The sequence below is a fragment of the Salinibaculum salinum genome, assembly GCF_037645885.1.
Classification (GTDB): domain Archaea; phylum Halobacteriota; class Halobacteria; order Halobacteriales; family Haloarculaceae; genus Salinibaculum; species Salinibaculum salinum.
Genome location: NZ_JBBENW010000002.1, coordinates 321,157 through 337,294 on the forward strand (window position 1 = coordinate 321,157; position 16,138 = coordinate 337,294).

General features: G+C 62.4%; 16 protein-coding genes and 1 tRNA gene. 13 read left to right on the forward strand and 4 right to left on the reverse strand.

All coding sequences use genetic code 11. The features are described from left to right. Nucleotides 1-17: 17 nt before the first annotated feature. A complete protein-coding gene (locus WDJ60_RS04515) occupies nt 18-1,385 on the forward strand; it encodes an MmgE/PrpD family protein (protein ID WP_340098806.1) in 1,368 nt (455 codons plus the stop codon). 71 nt (nt 1,386-1,456) lie between these two features. Next, nucleotides 1,457-2,233, forward strand: a complete 777-nt coding sequence (locus WDJ60_RS04520; RefSeq protein ID WP_340098807.1) for an IclR family transcriptional regulator — start codon at nt 1,457-1,459, stop codon at nt 2,231-2,233. Between the two features lie 544 nt (nt 2,234-2,777). Here WDJ60_RS04520 and WDJ60_RS04525 read toward each other — a convergent pair. Beyond that, a complete protein-coding gene (locus WDJ60_RS04525; RefSeq protein WP_340098808.1) occupies nt 2,778-2,948 on the reverse strand; it encodes a hypothetical protein in 171 nt (56 codons plus the stop codon). A 224-nt stretch (nt 2,949-3,172) separates the two neighbouring features. Then, on the reverse strand, nt 3,173-6,448 hold the full coding sequence (ileS, locus tag WDJ60_RS04530; RefSeq protein ID WP_340098809.1) for an isoleucine--tRNA ligase: 3,276 nt from the start codon (nt 6,446-6,448) through the stop codon (nt 3,173-3,175). A 95-nt stretch (nt 6,449-6,543) separates the two neighbouring features. Here ileS and WDJ60_RS04535 point away from each other — a divergent pair, with 95 nt between their 5' ends. The 5 genes from WDJ60_RS04535 to WDJ60_RS04555 all read left to right on the forward strand — a co-directional run bounded on the left by WDJ60_RS04535 (nt 6,544) and on the right by WDJ60_RS04555 (nt 8,298). Beyond that, a complete protein-coding gene (locus tag WDJ60_RS04535) occupies nt 6,544-6,726 on the forward strand; it encodes a hypothetical protein (protein WP_340098811.1) in 183 nt (60 codons plus the stop codon). A gap of 51 nt (nt 6,727-6,777) precedes the next feature. After that, nucleotides 6,778-7,314 carry a peptide-methionine (S)-S-oxide reductase MsrA gene (gene msrA, locus WDJ60_RS04540; protein WP_340098812.1) on the forward strand — a complete coding sequence of 179 codons (537 nt, stop codon included), beginning with the start codon at nt 6,778-6,780 and terminating at the stop codon, nt 7,312-7,314. Nucleotides 7,315-7,324: 10 nt separating this feature from the next. Further along, the gene (locus WDJ60_RS04545; protein ID WP_340098813.1) at nt 7,325-7,951 is read left to right on the forward strand and encodes a uracil-DNA glycosylase; all 627 of its coding nucleotides are present in this window, start codon (nt 7,325-7,327) and stop codon (nt 7,949-7,951) included. Nucleotides 7,952-7,984: 33 nt separating this feature from the next. Then, nucleotides 7,985-8,188 (forward strand): DUF7981 family protein, encoded by a 204-nt coding sequence (locus tag WDJ60_RS04550; protein WP_340098814.1) that lies wholly within the window; start codon nt 7,985-7,987, stop codon nt 8,186-8,188. Between the two features lie 28 nt (nt 8,189-8,216). Further along, a tRNA-Ser gene (locus WDJ60_RS04555) sits at nt 8,217-8,298 on the forward strand. Between the two features lie 224 nt (nt 8,299-8,522). On the opposite strand, the gene WDJ60_RS04560 is transcribed toward WDJ60_RS04555, so the two are convergent. Then, entirely contained in the window at nt 8,523-8,777 is a 255-nt protein-coding gene (locus WDJ60_RS04560) for a hypothetical protein (RefSeq protein WP_340098815.1), read from the reverse strand. Between the two features lie 185 nt (nt 8,778-8,962). Between WDJ60_RS04560 and WDJ60_RS04565 the strand changes: the two genes are divergently transcribed. The 6 genes from WDJ60_RS04565 to WDJ60_RS04590 all read left to right on the forward strand — a co-directional run bounded on the left by WDJ60_RS04565 (nt 8,963) and on the right by WDJ60_RS04590 (nt 15,819). Continuing rightward, a complete protein-coding gene (locus WDJ60_RS04565) occupies nt 8,963-9,172 on the forward strand; it encodes a hypothetical protein (protein WP_340098816.1) in 210 nt (69 codons plus the stop codon). Between the two features lie 51 nt (nt 9,173-9,223). Beyond that, nucleotides 9,224-10,201 carry a hypothetical protein gene (locus WDJ60_RS04570; protein ID WP_340098817.1) on the forward strand — a complete coding sequence of 326 codons (978 nt, stop codon included), beginning with the start codon at nt 9,224-9,226 and terminating at the stop codon, nt 10,199-10,201. Nucleotides 10,202-10,376: 175 nt separating this feature from the next. Further along, nucleotides 10,377-12,059 (forward strand): thermosome subunit beta, encoded by a 1,683-nt coding sequence (gene thsB / locus WDJ60_RS04575; RefSeq protein ID WP_417750431.1) that lies wholly within the window; start codon nt 10,377-10,379, stop codon nt 12,057-12,059. Nucleotides 12,060-12,903: 844 nt separating this feature from the next. Next, a complete protein-coding gene (locus WDJ60_RS04580) occupies nt 12,904-13,062 on the forward strand; it encodes a DUF7837 family putative zinc-binding protein (RefSeq protein WP_340098818.1) in 159 nt (52 codons plus the stop codon). A gap of 56 nt (nt 13,063-13,118) precedes the next feature. Then, nucleotides 13,119-14,777: a potassium channel family protein gene (locus WDJ60_RS04585; RefSeq protein ID WP_340098819.1), complete on the forward strand. Its 1,659-nt coding sequence runs from the start codon at nt 13,119-13,121 to the stop codon at nt 14,775-14,777. A 43-nt stretch (nt 14,778-14,820) separates the two neighbouring features. Next, the gene (locus WDJ60_RS04590; RefSeq protein WP_340098820.1) at nt 14,821-15,819 is read left to right on the forward strand and encodes an ornithine cyclodeaminase family protein; all 999 of its coding nucleotides are present in this window, start codon (nt 14,821-14,823) and stop codon (nt 15,817-15,819) included. 3 nt (nt 15,820-15,822) lie between these two features. On the opposite strand, the gene WDJ60_RS04595 is transcribed toward WDJ60_RS04590, so the two are convergent. Next, nucleotides 15,823-16,035: a DUF7535 family protein gene (locus WDJ60_RS04595; RefSeq protein ID WP_340098821.1), complete on the reverse strand. Its 213-nt coding sequence runs from the start codon at nt 16,033-16,035 to the stop codon at nt 15,823-15,825. Nucleotides 16,036-16,138 lie beyond the last annotated feature (103 nt).

The following is a 16,138-nucleotide window of genomic DNA, read 5'->3' on the forward strand; positions in this document are numbered from 1 at the left end:
CCCCCCTCGCCTCTCGTATGGCAACTCAGTACACTCGCGAGTGGGAACGGTTGGTCAACGACTTTCTCACCGACCCGCTCGACGACGACGTGCGCGAACACGGCCGACGGACCGTTGCAGACGTGCTCGCGGCGACCGTCGCAGGCTCTGCCGTCCCCTCGATAGCCGAGGTCGCTAGCGAGGCCGACTTCGCCGACGGCGCCGCGTCCGTTCTCGGAACCAACCGACAGGTCGCCCCAGCACAGGCGGCGCTGGTCAACACGGCAGCGGCCATCGCACAGGAAATCGAGGAAGGCCACAACACCGGCGGGCACGTCGGCGCGAGCATCGTCGCCGGTGGGCTGCCAATCGCGGAGACTCAGCACGTCGACGGCGAGACGTTCGTCGACGCGTGCGTGCGGGCCTACGAAATCTGTGTGCGTCTCGAACGCGCTATCTTCGCGATGAAAGACCGCATGAACGACGCCATCCCATGGCTCGTCCGGAACCCCCACTCGACGTGGACGACGGTCGGCCCGGCGGTGACGAGTGCACTCTGTCTCGGGGCCGACGCCGACCAGCTCAGAGAGACGTTCCGCATCGCGTCGAACCTCGCGGTCGTCTCGATGCACGACCCGTACGCCGAAGGTGCGCCGTCGCGTAATTTCACGGCGGGCTTTTCGGCACAGGTCGGCGTGACGGCGGCACTGACCGGCGTCGCCGGGCTGGGCGGCTCGCTCGCGGCTATCGAATCGGTCTATGACCCCTTCGAAGAGATGCTTCCCGAGGGGTTCACGAGCCAGTTCGAGACGCTCGGCGAGGAGTGGGCCATCGCCGAGAACTACGTCAAGCCGTATCCGTCCTGTCGGTACACTCATCCACCGCTCGATGCACTCCGTGACGCAGTCGACGGGCACGATATCGACTCGGCTGCCGTCGAACGAGTCACCGTCTCGACGTTCGCCAACGCGACTGACATGGACCACGACGAACCGACGACGATGACCGGCGGGAAGTTCTCCACGCCGTACGTGCTCGCGCGGTATCTCCACGACGGCAGCGTCGACCTCGACCACTTCACCGATGAGGCGCTCGCCGACGAGACGGTTCTCGGTCTTGCCTCGCTGGTCGAACTCCGAGAAGACGACGCCTACGAGGCCGCGTTCCCCGATTCGTGGGGCGCAAGCGTCGAGGTCAAACTCGCAGACGGAACTGCACTGACGGGCGAGCGAGAGTACCCGCGCGGCGACTACCGCGATCCGATGCCGGAAGCTGAGTACCGTGACCGCAACCGCACACTGCTCGCGCACGGACTCCCCGAACGCCGTGTCACAGACGCGCTCGACGCACTCGAAACGGTCGTCGACCGACCAGTCCGCACGACGACGGCTGCGCTGACTCAGTAAAGCTGAACAGCTGTTCTGCAAAGCAGAACGCGAGCGACATTCTTTTCACTTACACGCACATACCCGTATCTATGCCAACCGAAGACACACCAAACGGGGCATCAGTCGGTTCGACTGAACGCTCGTTCGCCATACTCGAACAGCTGGCTGCAGAGCAGGGCAGTGGCGTCTCCGCGCTGGCCGAGACGCTGTCACTCTCGAAGAGCACGGTGCACAACCATCTGCAGACGCTCCGAAAGCTGGGATACGTCGTCAAGAACGGCGACGAGTATCGGCTCGGACTTCAGTTTCTCGGACTCGGCGACCGCGCGCGCCAGCGCCACGACCTCTATCACGTCGCCAAGCCGGAGACCGATAGTCTGGTCGAGGCGGTCGGTGAACGCGCACAGGTGATGGTCGAGGAAGACGGTGTGGGCATCTACGTCTACCAGTCGCTGGCCGACCAGGCCGTCCGGACGGATTCGCACATCGGAACCGTCGTCGATCTGCACGCGACCGCCGTCGGGAAGGCCTATCTCGCACACCTCTCCGACGAGCGTCTCGATGCGATTCTCGACCGCGACGACTTCGCCGAACAGACCCCGAACACCCTCACCGACACCGAGGCGTTGCGGACAGAACTGGACGAGATCGCCGAACAGGGATATGCGTTCAACGACGAAGAGCGGACTGTCGGCATGCGTGCTGTCGGCGCACCGATTCTCGCCGACGACGATGACCGCGTTCTCGGGGCGCTCAGTGTCTCGGGACCCACCACGCGAATGAACGGCTCGTGGTATCACGAGGAGGTTCCCGAGATGGTCGCCCAGTCCGCCCGCGTCATCGGTATTCGGGCGACGTACTCGTGACTGTTCTGCATGGATGAACAGCTGTTCGGTAACTGACTGAGGTGGATTACGCACATATAGATGTAATGTTGGCTCGTGGCTTCCCACCTTTGACTGACTCTATTTAATGTATAAAAAATGGATGGTATATATAAATATATTAAACTTGACTGTTCTTTATGTTCACCTCGTATTATTTCAAGATGAGTTATAACGCACTAAAAGTACCTATGAAGCGATCTAAGTGTGGAATACTATACTCCTTCATTTTGAAGGGGTGCAACTTTTTATGAGGTGTAATATGCTGAAAACTCACATTTATGGGCTCAGAAATGTCATACAATCTCTCAAGCCCCACTATATATCAATAGAGAATAGTAACTATAAACTTATATATGTAAATCCTATATTTGGGGAAACTATTCAGAACGGCGTAAGGCACACAGAGGGACCACTCGCTGGGTTGCTGTCTCTTCCACCAGGAGGCTGCCGTCCACAGACTGAAGTAGAATAGCTGACCGACAATACGGTCGGTAACACGGGACGGTGTCGACGCGGACTCCTCCTACGTCGTCGATTCCGCGACTGGCTCGATTGTAATCGTCATCTCGATGCCTTCCACGTCAAACGTTTCGCGGTGGCCGTCGTCGACGGCACCGAACGACTCGGCACGGACCTCTTCGGCGATGAGACGCTCGTGCTCTCGAACAAGATCGGCGACGCGTTCGTCGGCCACGTCAAGGGCGACTCGAATTTCTTCCTCGATGTCCAGATCGAGGTCTTTGCGAATCTCGCTGCCACCTTTTTTTTCGTCGGGTTTCCTCGCTCACTGTGTTCGCTGCGGGAACCACTCCTCGAAAAACGTCCGCAGAACTCATAGAGTTCTGCCGGGCTGCGAAAGAGCTGCGCTCTTTCGAACGTGGGCGAAAAAGACGGACCTTCGCTTCGCTCAGGTCCGTTCTACTCGGCAGCCTCAGCGGATGCGGCAGGTTCGATGGCAATATTCATTTCGACACCCTCCACGTCCCATGTTTGACGGTGGCCGTCGGATAACTCGCTGATCTCTACTGCTCGGACCTCGTCTTTGATAAGAGACTGGTGCTCCTCGACAAGCTCTTCAACACGCGAATCGTCGATGGAGAGATCGACTCGAATTTCCTCCTCGATGTCCAGATCGAGGTCTTTGCGCATCTCCTGGACCCGGCGGATGACTTCGCGGGCGTACCCCTCGCTTTCGATGTCCTCGGTCAGCGAGGTGTCAACGTAGACGACGCCCGCGCTGTCGAGTGCTTCGAACTCGGTACCCGAGACGCCCTCCGGGGTCTCGGTGACGAACTCGACCATCTCGTCGGTGAGGTCCACGTCCATGCCGGTCGCGTCCTCGACGGCGGTTTCCAGCGTGGCGAGAGTCGGCTCGTCGATGCGGGCCTCGTTGAGCGCACCCATGATGCGTCCGGCGTCGTCGCCGAAGGCCGGCCCGAGGACGCTCATGTCTGCCTGCGCGGAGTAAGCGAGTTCGCCCCAGCCGCCCTCGTCCGGCCCGACGATGCTCACCTCGCGCGCGTTCAGCCGGTCGGCGATGAGGTCGGCGCGGCGCTCGATGGCGTCGGCCACCCGGTCGTCCGGCACGTCGACGACGACTTCCGGGACGGGCCAGCGGAGCTTCCGCTCTGCCTGCTGGCGGGCGTTCGAGCCCGCCTCCTCGACCGCTTGCACGACTTCGATGTCGTCTTCGAGCGCCGCGTCCCGCAGCGACGGGTCGGCTTCCGGCCAGTCGCACATATGGACGGTGTCGTGCCCGGCGTCGCCGGTGAGCGTGCCGTAGATCTCGTCGGCGACTAGCGGCGCGTACGGCGCAAAGAGCGCGATGACCTCCGTGAGCACGTGGTAGAACGTGGCGTAGGCGGCCTGTTTGGAGTCGCTTTCCTCTTCTTCCCACATCCGCTCGCGGACCACCTGGATGTAGAAGCGCGAGACATCCTCGACGACGAACTCAAGCAGCGCGTCGAGCGCGCGGTCCTGGCGGTAGTCGTCCCATTGTTCGCCCATCTCTGCTTTGACGGCCTGGAGTCGGGAGATAATCCACTCGTCGACCGTCTCCAACTGTGCATCGTCAACGGTCACTTCCCCGGGGTCGAAGTCGTCCAGTCGCATGTACGGCAGCGGGAACCGGAAGACGTTCCAGAGGATGTTCAAATCGCGCTGCATGTTCTCGATTTCGTCCCACGAGAAGCGCATGTCGTCGCCCTGCGGATTCACCGAGAGCAAGAACAGGCGCATCGGGTCCGCACCGTGTTTCTCGATGACTTCCTGGGGCGTGACGACGTTGCCGATGGATTTCGACATCTTCCGGCCGTCCTCGGCGAGCGCCCAGCCGTGCATCAGCACCTCCTGATACGGCACTTCACCGAGTGCGGCACTGCCCATCCCCAGCTGGGACCAGAACCACCCGCGGGTCTGGTCGTGGGCTTCCATGATGAGGTCGGCGGGCCACAGTTCTTCGAACTCCTCCTCCTGGCTGGGGTAGTTCAGCGTCCCCCACGTCGCCACCGAGGAGTCGAGCCACACGTCGAAGACGTCCGCGACGCGCGTGTACGTCGTTCCGTCCTCGGTGATTGTGAGGTCGTCGACGGTCGGCTTGTGCAGGTCGACCTCGTCGGGGTCGACGTCCTGGTCGACCAGTTCGGCCAGCTCCTCGCGGTCGCCGACGACGAACCACTCGTCTGCATCTGGATTCTCAGCGTCTTCAGGCGTCCAGATCGGAATCGGAATCCCCCAGTAGCGCTGCCGTGAGACGTTCCAGTCGGGCGAGTCCTCCACGAAGTTCCGGAAGCGCTCGTCGCGGGCTTCCTGCGGGTGCCACTCGCTGTCGTCGATATTCTCCAATAGCTCGTCTTTGATATCGGAGACGGTGATGAACCACTGGTCGGTGACGATGCGGACAATCTCGCTATCGCAACGCCAGCAGTGACCCTCGTTGATGCTGTGTCCCTCCTCGCTCGCCAGGAGGAGACCGTGTTCGTCCAGCGTCGCAATCACGTCGTCATCGGCGTCCCGCACGTACTGACCCTCGAAGGCACCAGCCTGTTCGGTGAACACGCCGTCGGGTCCGACCGGCGAGAAGACGTCGAGTCCGAGTTCCTGCCCGCGCTCGAAGTCCTCCTCACCGTGCCCGGGTGCGGAGTGGACTAATCCTGTTCGGTCCGCTTCGACGTAGTCGGCGGTGTACACCTGCCCTGCACCCTCGAAGTCGGGGTATTCGGGCACTTCGTCCTGGAGCGGGTGTTCGTACTCCCAGCCGACCAGGTCCTCACCGGAGAGCTCTTCGACAATGTTCCACTCCTCGTACCCGGCCCACTCGGCCACGTCCTCGGCGACGGCCTCTGCGACGTAGATTCGCTCTGTCTCGCCACCGCTCGTTCCATCGATGGCAACGTACGTCAGGTCCTCGTCGACGGCGACGAACGTGTTGGCGACGATTGTCCACGGCGTCGTCGTCCAGATGACGAGGTTGCCTTCGCGGCTCGCGGTTTCACCGCTCGCATTCGAGGCGCTTTGCGCCTCGCTGAGTGGAAACTTGACGTAGATGGACGGCGCGCCCACTTCGTCGCGTTCGACCTCGTTGTTCGCGATGGCAGTCTCACACCGGGGGCACTGGTTGATTGCGCGTTTGCCCTGTTCGACGAGACCGCGCTCGTGGGCCTGCTTGAACCCCCACCAGGCGGCTTCCATGTACTCGGGTGAGACGGTCTTGTAGGGGTCGTCCCAGTCCATCCAGACGCCGATGGACTTGAAATCGTCCTGCAGTCCTTCGAGTTGCTCGTCGGCAAAGTCCTTGCACTCCTCGATGAAGTTCTCCTCGCCGTACTCTTCGATGTCCTTTTTCGAGTCGAAATCCAGGCGCTCCTCGACTTTCGTCTCGATGGGCAGCCCGTGCATGTCGTAGCCCGGTCGATCGGTCACGTCGTAGCCCTGCATCCGGAGATAGCGGATGTAGGCGTCCTTGAGTGTCTTGTTCCAGGCGGTACCCATGTGGGCGGCTCCGGAGGTGTACGGCGGCCCGTCCACGAAAAAGAACGGTTCCTCGTCGGCGCGGTGCTCGACGGTCTGCTCGTAGGCATCGACGGCCTCCCAGTAGTCGAAGACGCGGTCCTCGACCGCGTGTGGGTCGTACTGGTCGTCGACGGACCCAAAGCGCGACGGCCCCTCGCCGTCGGCGTCGTCGTGGCTGCTCATATCCACTCCATCCGGTGCCGTCGGTAAAGGCCAATCGGTATCCGCCCCGCGCTCGTGAAACCAACGCTTATCTGGGGTGCTCGTGGAGTGCCTGTATGGTTTCGCTCCCTCTGGATCAGATTCCCGTTCGAGGGATGGTTATCGGCCTCGTCGTCTTGCTTTCTGGGACGGTTACTGCGACGATTACCGAGGACAACGGTCTCGCGGCACTCGTCGCCGCTGTCGTCTTACTGATTTTCCTCCTCTTGGACGAGCGATACAGCGGCGACGAGGAGTAACCCCACCACGTTGGCGCAGTCGCTTTAGGGGCCGAGCGCCTACACCGTCTCATGACAACAGCACAGGCGACGGTCGCTGGCGGGTGTTTCTGGTGTGTCGAAGCCGCTTTCGAGCGTGTCCGCGGCGTCGAATCGGTCACCTCCGGCTACTGCGGCGGCCACGCCGATGACCCTACCTACGAGGAAGTCTGCGCTGGGACCACCGGCCATGCCGAGGCCGTCCAGATAACCTACGACCCCGAAAAAATCAGTTACGAAGACCTGCTGGAGGTTTTCTTTACGATCCACGACCCGACGACTGAGGACCGGCAGGGTCCTGACGTCGGCTCGCAGTACCGCTCTGGCGTCTACTACCACGACGACGAGCAACGTCAGATTGTCGAGGACTACATCGACCACCTCGAAGAAACCGGTGAGTACAGTGGCATCGTCACCGAAGTCGCACCGCTGGAGACGTTCTATGTCGCCGAGGACAAACACCAGGACTACTTCGAGAAACACCCCAACCAGCCCTACTGCCAGATGCAGATTCCGCCGAAACTGGAGAAGATGGAGGCCAAACACGCCGACAAACTCGCCGATTCCTAAGTCGAACCCGATGGTTCGGTTTCCCGACTCGCCAAACTCACTCGTCGAGGACTGCCAGCGCTGTCCCGAACTCGTCGAGCACCGCGAGTGCATCTCGTGGGGTAACGGCCCCAGCGACGCCAGCATCGTCGTCGTCGGCGAGGCACCGGGCGCGGGCGACCCCGATGCCGACCGCTGGCAGGGTGGCAACTGGACCGGAATGGCCTACACCTCGCGCCATTCTGGCCGACGAGTCCGTGACCTGCTCACCGATGCCGGCTTTCCGGACTGCTACTTTACGAACGCGGTCAAATGCTTTCCCGCCGATGGAGAGGGGTCGAACCGCGAACCGACGTCCCAAGAGCGGGCCAACTGCCGTCCCTACCTCGAAAAGGAGATCGAGCAGGTCGACCCCGATGCTGTCGTCACGACCGGCAAACACGCCACTAAATCGGTGCTGGCACTGACCGACCACGCGCTCGATGGATTCCTCGACAGCGTTCTGGACCCGCTCGCGTGCCCCGCTCTCGACGTGACCGTCGTCCCCCTCCTTCATCCCTCCTATCAGGATGTGTGGATTCCTCAGATTGGGCATTCACCCGAATCGTACCAGGCTGCCATCGCGGAGACGCTGGCTGACGTGACGGCCATACGGTGAGTTTTACTTTCCTGCGGCCGTCGTCGCGAACTGATGGACCCTCGCGTCAAATCCAGTCTGCTGTGGGGACTCGTCGGTGCGATGGCCTTTCTCGTGCTCGCTCAGGGCTATCACCTCGTCGCCGACGAGTTCCTCGGCATTGCGCCGATGGGCGTCGGTGCACTCGTCGTGCTGGGGACGACAACAGCACTCGCCCACACTGTCCGACCACGGCTGGTCCAGAACGAAAGGTCTTAATCGCTCTCCCGCAGAACGTTTGATGCGTGCCAGGATGGCCGAACGGTAAGGCGCACGCCTGGAAAGCGTGTTCCCTTCCGGGATTCTGGGTTCAAATCCCAGTCCTGGCGTTTTTCTCGCGAACGATACGGCGAGCACCGCCTCGCGTGTGCTCGCAACCACCCGTGAGTGACAACGCCCATCATGGGATTTGAACACGCGAGTCGCGGTGCCGAGCGAAGCGAGGTAACCGTTTTCCTCTGGAGTCAAACACCGTGGGAACTCGCTCCCACGCGATTCGCAGACGAGTCGCAGCGACCGGGCACCACAAAAACAGAACGCGACGCGCTGTCTGTTACTGCAGCAACCGGTCGAACAGCGTGCTCGCAGAACTCTCGACCTTGCGGCTAATCTCGTTGATACGGAGCGCGTTCGAAAAGGCCAGCATGGTCGGTGGCCACAGACCGATGAACAGCCCATACTCCTTGTTTCCGCGGACGTAAAACTGGTACCACGACAGGAGCACCGATCCGATCGCCGCGAGAATAATTGGGTCCCGGCCGGTCCGCTTTCCGACTTCCTTGGCTACTTCCGTCTCTTGTTGCGCCATTGGATTTGTACCCACGACTGGACCGTGTTTTGTTATAGAGAGCCAATTGCTGTACCGTGTTGGATCACAAAAATAGGACTGGCTTACCGAGAACCACTACGCTCTCGTCGGGCCTCTGTTGGTTTTTGCCGGCTAGAATTTTCATTTATTTTAGGATACAATTTATTACACTGTCCGTGGAATCGATGCACAGTCTCGCTATGATTCGACCAGTAAGCAGCGTCTACCAGAGCATAGACGACGTGCGGCCGCTCGTTCGCCCGACTGGCAACCAGTTCGAAGTGGACCTGCTCCCACCGTACGGTGACCCGGAAGTCAATCTTGTCGGGGAAGCCGGAACCTACGTCGTTGCTGGTATCCTGCTCAACGCAGCCATCGAGTCCCTCGACCGGTAGACACCACCGCAGACCGATGGACATATTTCCGCGAGTGGCCGGGTCTCGAACGTGTACGTGCCGCGGCCGCTCCAGTTGCTCGCCGGGAGCCTCTACGCCGCTGCAGCGACGCTGTTCGTCGCGCTTGCGGTGTTCCACCTCGGAAACGGGCGGGTCCCGACGGCTGTCGCCGTTGGCACTGCCGGTCTCTTTGGAACCGTTACCGTCGATGCTGGCCGCCGTGAGTTCCGTGACGCCTTTTTCAGTGCGACTGTCGATACTGCACGTCTCGAGTCCGGTGACGCCGCCGACGCACTCGCTGTTGCTGTTGCCGGTCCACTCACATTTTTCATCTCCACCACGCTCGGCCAGGGCCCGGTCGCCGCCTCGGCGTTCGTCGGACTGATAGCCGCACTCACCGTCGGCGAACAGGCCGCGCCCGCCTACTGCGGCAGTTTCGTCGGCATGGTTTCAACCGCGGTTCTGCCGACGCTTGGTCCGGTCGCCCTCGCGAGCCTCGTCGCCGCGGGTATCTACGTGCTCGCGACGCGCGTGTTCAACGGCTTCGGTGGGAAACTCGGAACGACAGCGTTCGTCGGCTGTACGGCTGTTATTGTTCCCTCGTCGTACACGTACGCACCTGCGAGCGCGCTCGCAGCCGGGCCTGCCGTGACGGCCGTCGTCGCCGCGACTGTCGGTGCTGTCGCTGCATTCTTACTCAGTGTCTGCTACGACCATGGTGCGGTCGTCGGCTCCGCCGTCGTCGGCCTCACTGCCGGCTTGCTTGCCCCGCCAGCGTTCGGTCCCGAACTCGGCGGCGTCGTTGCAACGGCGGCCTTCGCTGGCTCCTTCGTCGGCATGGTTTCGGAGACGCGCTTGCCGTCGCTCGGACTCGTCGCTGTCGCTGGCCTCCTCAGCGGCCTCGTCTACGTCGGGGTCTCCCCAATCTTCGGCGGCTCCGGTGGCAAACTCGGCACCGTTGCCTTCACTGCGTGTCTCGTGACCTGGGCCGTCGACGCCGCGCTCGACGACCCCCGACTGGTGAGCTAACTGCCGCTGCCACTAGTATTATATACAAAAACAACCAGGTCGGGAGAGTAGCCCCCAGCTGGGAAATGAAGCGAATCCGACTGTCTTCTATCGGTTAGGAGATTCTAACCCGAAATCAGGAGCGAGCAATTTCCACGGGATTTATATAGAACCACATGCAAACCTTCTCTTGACTATGAGCCAGCAGCAGATGCAGGGCCAGCCCATGATTATCTTGGGCGAAGATGCCCAGCGAATGAAGGACAAGAGCGCGCAGGAGCACAACATCGCCGCTGCGCGTGCGGTCGCAGAGTCGGTACGCTCCACACTCGGGCCGAAAGGAATGGACAAGATGCTCGTCGACTCGCTCGGCGACATCACCGTCACCAACGACGGTGTCACTATCCTCGAAACGATGGACATCGACAATCCGACCGCAGAGATGATTGTCGAGGTCGCCCAGACCCAGGAGAACGAGGCCGGTGACGGCACCACCACCGCCGTCGCTATCGCCGGCGAAATGCTGAAAAACGCCGAGGATCTCCTCGACCAGGACATCCACCCGACGGCCGTCATCAAGGGCTTCAACATGGCCTCCGAGAAGGCTCGCGAGGAAGTCGAAAATATCGCAATCGATATCGACCGCGAGGACGAGGACACCCTCAAGAAGGTCGCCCAGACTTCGATGACCGGCAAGGGCGTCGAGCAGCACATGGAACCGCTCTCCCAGCTCGTCGTCGACGGCGCACAGGCAGTCACCGTCGAAGCGGACGACGGCTCCTACGTCGTCGACCTGGCCTATCTCAACGTCGAAACCCAGTCCGGTCGCTCCGCGGGCGACTCGGAACTCCTCGAAGGCGCTGTCGTCAGCAAGGACCCCGTCCACGAGAACATGCCCGTCGACATCGACGATGCCAACGTCCTCCTCGTCGACTCGCCGCTGGAAGTCGACGAGACGGAAGTCGACACCTCCGTCAGCGTCACCGACCCCGACCAGCTCCAGGACTTCCTCGACCAGGAGGAAGCCCAGCTCCAGGAGATGGTCGACCAGATTGCCGACCTCGATGTCGATGCCGTCCTCTGTCAGAAGGGCATCGACGACATGGCCGAGCACTACCTCGCCAAAGAGGGTATCCTCGCCGTGAAGCGCGTCAAGAAATCGGACATGCAGTTCCTCCGCGAAGTCGTCGACGCCAACATCGTCTCGGACCTCGAGACGGCGACGGCAGACGACATCGGCAGCGGGAACATCACCCGCGACGAGGACGAAGAGCTGTTCTACATCGAAGGGGCTGGCGACCAGTCCCACGGTGTTACGCTACTGCTCCGTGGCTCGACCGAACACGTCGTCGACGAGATCGAGCGCGGCGTCACCGACGCGCTCGACGTCGTCGCCAACACCATCAGCCAGGGGACTGTCCTCCCCGGCGGCGGTGCGCCCGAAGTTGAACTCGCTGCCCGTCTGCGTGACTACGCTGACGGCATCAGCGGTCGCGAACAGCTCGCTATCGAGGCCTTCGCCGACTCGCTGGAAGTCGTCCCGCGCGTGCTCGCTGGCAACGCCGGCATCGACTCCATCGACACGCTCGTCGACCTCCGCGCCGCCCACGAGGGCGGCGACGCACGCGCCGGCCTGAACGTCTTCTCCGGCGACGTCGTCGACACCTACGAGGCCGGCGTCGTCGAACCGGCCCACGCCAAGCGACAGGCGCTCTCCTCTGCGACTGAGGCTGCCAACCTCGTGCTGAAGATTGACGATATCATCTCTGCTGGCGACCTCTCCACCGAGGGCGAAGAGGACGCCGGCGGACCCGGCGGACCCGGTGGCGCGCCCGGCGGCATGGGCGGTATGGGCGGCGGCATGGGCGGCATGATGTAGGAACTACTTTTTTCGCCGTCCTCAGAAATCTTCGATTTCTGATGGGTTGCACGAGAGCTTCGCTCTCGTGAACGTCGGGTCTCGGGCGCGCTCTGCGAGCGCGCACCGGACCACTCGGCGAAAAAACATAGTGAAAAACACCGCGGGAGCACGCTCCCGCGAGCCCACGCTCGCGTTGCTCGCGTGGAGGCCGCTCGCGCTCGGTTGAGCGCTCGCGGGTGCATTCCCTGTCGACCTGCCGCCACCACACAGCAGACCTGCCGCCACCACACAGCAGACCTGCCGCCACCACACAGCAGACCTGCCCTTCCCCGAGTCGCGCGACGGAGCGCGCTCCCGGCCACCGCAACCGCACTGCGTTTTAATTTCTAAATGGAAAGCAGCGCGAGTTCCCCGCCCCACCGTGGGCAGGGGTGAAGCGCGTACGCTCGGCTGCGTCCCTGTTTTTAAGGACTGGGACGCCCTACACCAGTTTGGAACCCACGTTATCGGCCTCGCAAAACCCGCGCACCCACTTCGGGGTAAGACGCGGTGCGCCGGGCCTGTGTCGCGCCCACGTGAGGGGGCGGACGCCCACGGAGACACCCGCCACGGCAGCAACAGACGACCTCTGTTGCGGTGGCACTTCCGGTGTGTTCGGGTGTTACCGGTTCCACGCAAGTCTCTCCAGAGACGAGTGCGGGCGGAATTAAATTCGCCACCGGTCGTTTCGCTGGCTCCACGCCAGAGACCACGGCGAAGCCACGGGCCACCGTGCCCGTGGTACTTCACATTCGTTCTATAGCGTCTCGCTACTGACTATTAGCGAGTTCGCAACAATGGTCGTTCAGTACCACGTGGAGGTATGTCCGGCACCACCGATGTTCCGCCGTTGGGCCAGTGTCCGCTCTGTGGGGAGACGATTCCCGTCGACAATCTCGGGATGACATACCGACCAGCCCACGGCTGGCCCCGGATGCTCGCCGAGTGCCCCGACTGTGAGTCGGCGGTCCATCCCGAGTGAACTTCGTTGGGACGGCAGCGACCTTTTAATACGCTTCCGGCCCGTCCGATGGACGAATGCGGACGTTCGAGTATCTCGACCGACTCCCACTCAGGGGGCTGACCCGCCGTCAACGGCTGTTGGTTGTCTACGTCGTCGGCGTCGTCTCCGTGGTAGGGATGTACACACTCCTCTACAGTGCGGGAATGCGGTATCTGGAGGGCCGACCGCGTACCCTCTTTCACTCACTGCAGATTGTCACCGAGACGATGACCACTACCGGGTACGGCGCCGACTCGCCGTGGGTGACACCGTGGATGAACCTGTTCATGGTGACGATGCAGGTGACCGGCATCCTCATCGGATTCGTCGCACTCCGCGTGCTGGTCATCCCGCTGTTCGAGCGAACGCCGCTCAATCTCGACGACCGGCTCTCGGTAAAAAGCGGCCACGTCGTCGTCGCGGAGTACGAACGGGATTCGGAGGTACTACTCGACGAACTCGAACAGCTCGACGTTGGGTACGTCCTGATAGAGTCCGACGAAGAGGAAGCGAAACAGCTCTCTGACGATGGCTATCAGATTATTCACGGTGACGCCGAAACACGTGAAGACCTGGAGCGGGCGACTATCGACCGCGCATCGGTACTCATCACCGACGCTGGCGACCGCACGGCCAGTATCGTCCTGACGGCACTGGAGGCAAACGAAGACCTCCGCGTTATCAGCTTCACCGAATCGACCCGTCGGACGGCGGCACTCGCAGAAGTTGGTGTCGACCGGAGTGTCGCCCCGCACGCGCTCATCGGCCGCCGCCTCGCCGAGAAAGCGACGATGCCAGTCGCAGTCGAAGGCTCTCCTGACGACGACGAGGTGGCCATTCGAGAAGTACTCATTCGTCGGGACAGCACACTCCACGGCGTTCGCGTCGGTGACTCACCTATCGTCGAGCATCCGAACCTGACGCTGGTCGCCGGCTGGTTCGACGGCGAGTTGCGTCTCCCGCCGTCGCCCGACGACCAACTTACGCCCAACGCCGTGCTGGTCGTCGCCGGCCCGGCGTCAGAAATAGACGACCTCGCACGGGAGGTGGCCGGCGTCCGAATATTCAGCCAGTCGACACACTCCAAAGCTATCGTCGCGGGACTCGGTGAGGGCGGATTGGCGGCCGTCGAAACCTTTGCTGCGGGCTGTGATGTGACGACCGTCGACGCTGACCCGGCCACCGACCCCGACGTGCTCGGCGACGTGACCGAACCCGAGACGCTCCAGGCGGCGGGCATCGATTCGGCGACGGCACTGGTCGTGACCGTCGACGACGACGCGACGGCACTGCTGACTGTGGCGATGGCTCGGGCGCTATCAGACGATGTGGAGATTCTAGCCCGGACAACCGACACGGAAAAGACCACTGCGGCGTTCCGGGCCGGTGCCGATTATGTCCTCTCGGTCCAGCGGCTATGTGCCCGACTGGTTGCCTCCGAGGTTCACGGCGAGCGCGTCATGGACCCGGTCAGCCAGATTCGCCTCGTTCGCACCGGGCCGACCCCATTTGTCGGCGAGACACTCGGCGAACTCCGGCGCGACGCCACGAACGACTGGACGGTCGTCGGTCTCGTCCGCAGCGGCACCGTCTACACCGACGCGGGGACGACAGTCGAAGCGGACGACGAGGTGTTTATCGCCGGGAGCGACGGAGCCATTCAGGAGTTCGAGCGCACAGTCGACAGGCAGTGAGCCAGCCCGCATCAATAAGTAGACGGCACGCCGACAGTCGGGTATGGAGACGCTCCTTCTCGGACCGGACGACGTGGCCGCGAGTGCCGACATCGCGGCGGTCACCGACGCCGTCGAAGCGGCGTTCGGTGCGGACGCCACCGGCGACGTACAGATGCCCGCCAAGTCCTACATCGACCTCCCGCAGCACGACGGCGACTTCCGCTCGATGCCCGCCTACATCGACCGTACCGACGACGAAGACGGCTGGGAAGCGGCGGGGGTCAAGTGGGTCAACTCTCACCCGTCGAACCCTGACGACCACGACCTCCCGACCGTGATGGGGACGATGATCTACTCGGACCCCGAGACGGCGCTGCCGCTGGCGATTCTCGACGGGACGACGCTCACTCGACTGCGGACGGGCGCAGCCGCCGCCGTTGCCACGCGATATCTCGCTCGTGAGGATGCCACGACGCTGGGACTGGTCGGTGCCGGGATTCAGGCGTACTCGCAACTGGAGGCGATTGCCGAGGTTCGGGATATCGAACAGGTCGTCGTCGCGGATGTCGACCGTGATGCCATCGCGGAACTCATCGAGCGCTACGGCGACGACTTCGCCATCCACGAAGGCCCCGTTGTCGAGGCGGCGTCCTGTGACATCGTCTCGACGACGACGCCAGTACGGGACCCCATCGTCGATGCGGTCGCCTCCAGAACCCACATCAACGCAATGGGGGCCGACGCCGCAGGCAAACACGAGATTGCAGACGACGTGCTGGCTGACGCCAAAATCGTCATCGACGACTACGAGCAGTGTACCCACTCCGGCGAAATCAACGTCCCCTGGAGCGAGGGAACGCTCGATGACGACGACATCTACGCCGAAATCGGAGAGATCGTCGCCGGTCAGAAGCCGGGCCGCGAGGACGGCGATGGCGTCACCGTCTTCGATTCGACGGGGCTGGCAATCCAGGACGTGGCCGCGTCGCACGTCGTCTACGAGCACGCCCGCGAGCAGGACATCGGAACGGAATTCCCGCTGGTCGGGACTGATACGTAGCGCTTACACCACGTCTCTCCGACGGAGGTCCCTGCGGACGAGTGCCAGCAGCCACAGCAAGAGGAGGACGGGACCGAGCGGGATGAGCAGGATCAGCAGTCCAGCGATGAGGAGATAGCCGACGAGATTCATCTCCTCGTCCGAGCGGCCGCGATAGGGTGGCGTGACGGTGCGGTAGACGCGGCGGGCCGGTTGGTCTGTCGTGTCACTCGACATACCGTGACGTGGTGTGGCGGCGATAATGGTATTGGCCGCTTACCTGGGTGGACCGCTGGCTTCGCCAGCACGCGGGCCGTCCGTTTCCGTGTCCGTTGTCTCG

What these genes read in the sequence shown, in the direction of transcription:
- WDJ60_RS04545 (WP_340098813.1), top strand. Translation starts at nt 7,325, where the DNA reads ATGGTTCGGTTTCCCGACTCGCCAAACTCACTCGTCGAGGACTGCCAG.
- WDJ60_RS04585 (WP_340098819.1), top strand. Translation starts at nt 13,119, where the DNA reads ATGCGGACGTTCGAGTATCTCGACCGACTCCCACTCAGGGGGCTGACC.
- WDJ60_RS04535 (WP_340098811.1), top strand. Translation starts at nt 6,544, where the DNA reads ATGGTTTCGCTCCCTCTGGATCAGATTCCCGTTCGAGGGATGGTTATC.
- WDJ60_RS04550 (WP_340098814.1), top strand. Translation starts at nt 7,985, where the DNA reads ATGGACCCTCGCGTCAAATCCAGTCTGCTGTGGGGACTCGTCGGTGCG.
- WDJ60_RS04565 (WP_340098816.1), top strand. Translation starts at nt 8,963, where the DNA reads ATGCACAGTCTCGCTATGATTCGACCAGTAAGCAGCGTCTACCAGAGC.
- WDJ60_RS04560 (WP_340098815.1), bottom strand. Translation starts at nt 8,777, where the DNA reads ATGGCGCAACAAGAGACGGAAGTAGCCAAGGAAGTCGGAAAGCGGACC.
- WDJ60_RS04580 (WP_340098818.1), top strand. Translation starts at nt 12,904, where the DNA reads ATGTCCGGCACCACCGATGTTCCGCCGTTGGGCCAGTGTCCGCTCTGT.
- WDJ60_RS04515 (WP_340098806.1), top strand. Translation starts at nt 18, where the DNA reads ATGGCAACTCAGTACACTCGCGAGTGGGAACGGTTGGTCAACGACTTT.
- msrA (WP_340098812.1), top strand. Translation starts at nt 6,778, where the DNA reads ATGACAACAGCACAGGCGACGGTCGCTGGCGGGTGTTTCTGGTGTGTC.
- ileS (WP_340098809.1), bottom strand. Translation starts at nt 6,448, where the DNA reads ATGAGCAGCCACGACGACGCCGACGGCGAGGGGCCGTCGCGCTTTGGG.
- thsB (WP_417750431.1), top strand. Translation starts at nt 10,377, where the DNA reads ATGAGCCAGCAGCAGATGCAGGGCCAGCCCATGATTATCTTGGGCGAA.
- WDJ60_RS04595 (WP_340098821.1), bottom strand. Translation starts at nt 16,035, where the DNA reads ATGTCGAGTGACACGACAGACCAACCGGCCCGCCGCGTCTACCGCACC.
- WDJ60_RS04590 (WP_340098820.1), top strand. Translation starts at nt 14,821, where the DNA reads ATGGAGACGCTCCTTCTCGGACCGGACGACGTGGCCGCGAGTGCCGAC.
- WDJ60_RS04520 (WP_340098807.1), top strand. Translation starts at nt 1,457, where the DNA reads ATGCCAACCGAAGACACACCAAACGGGGCATCAGTCGGTTCGACTGAA.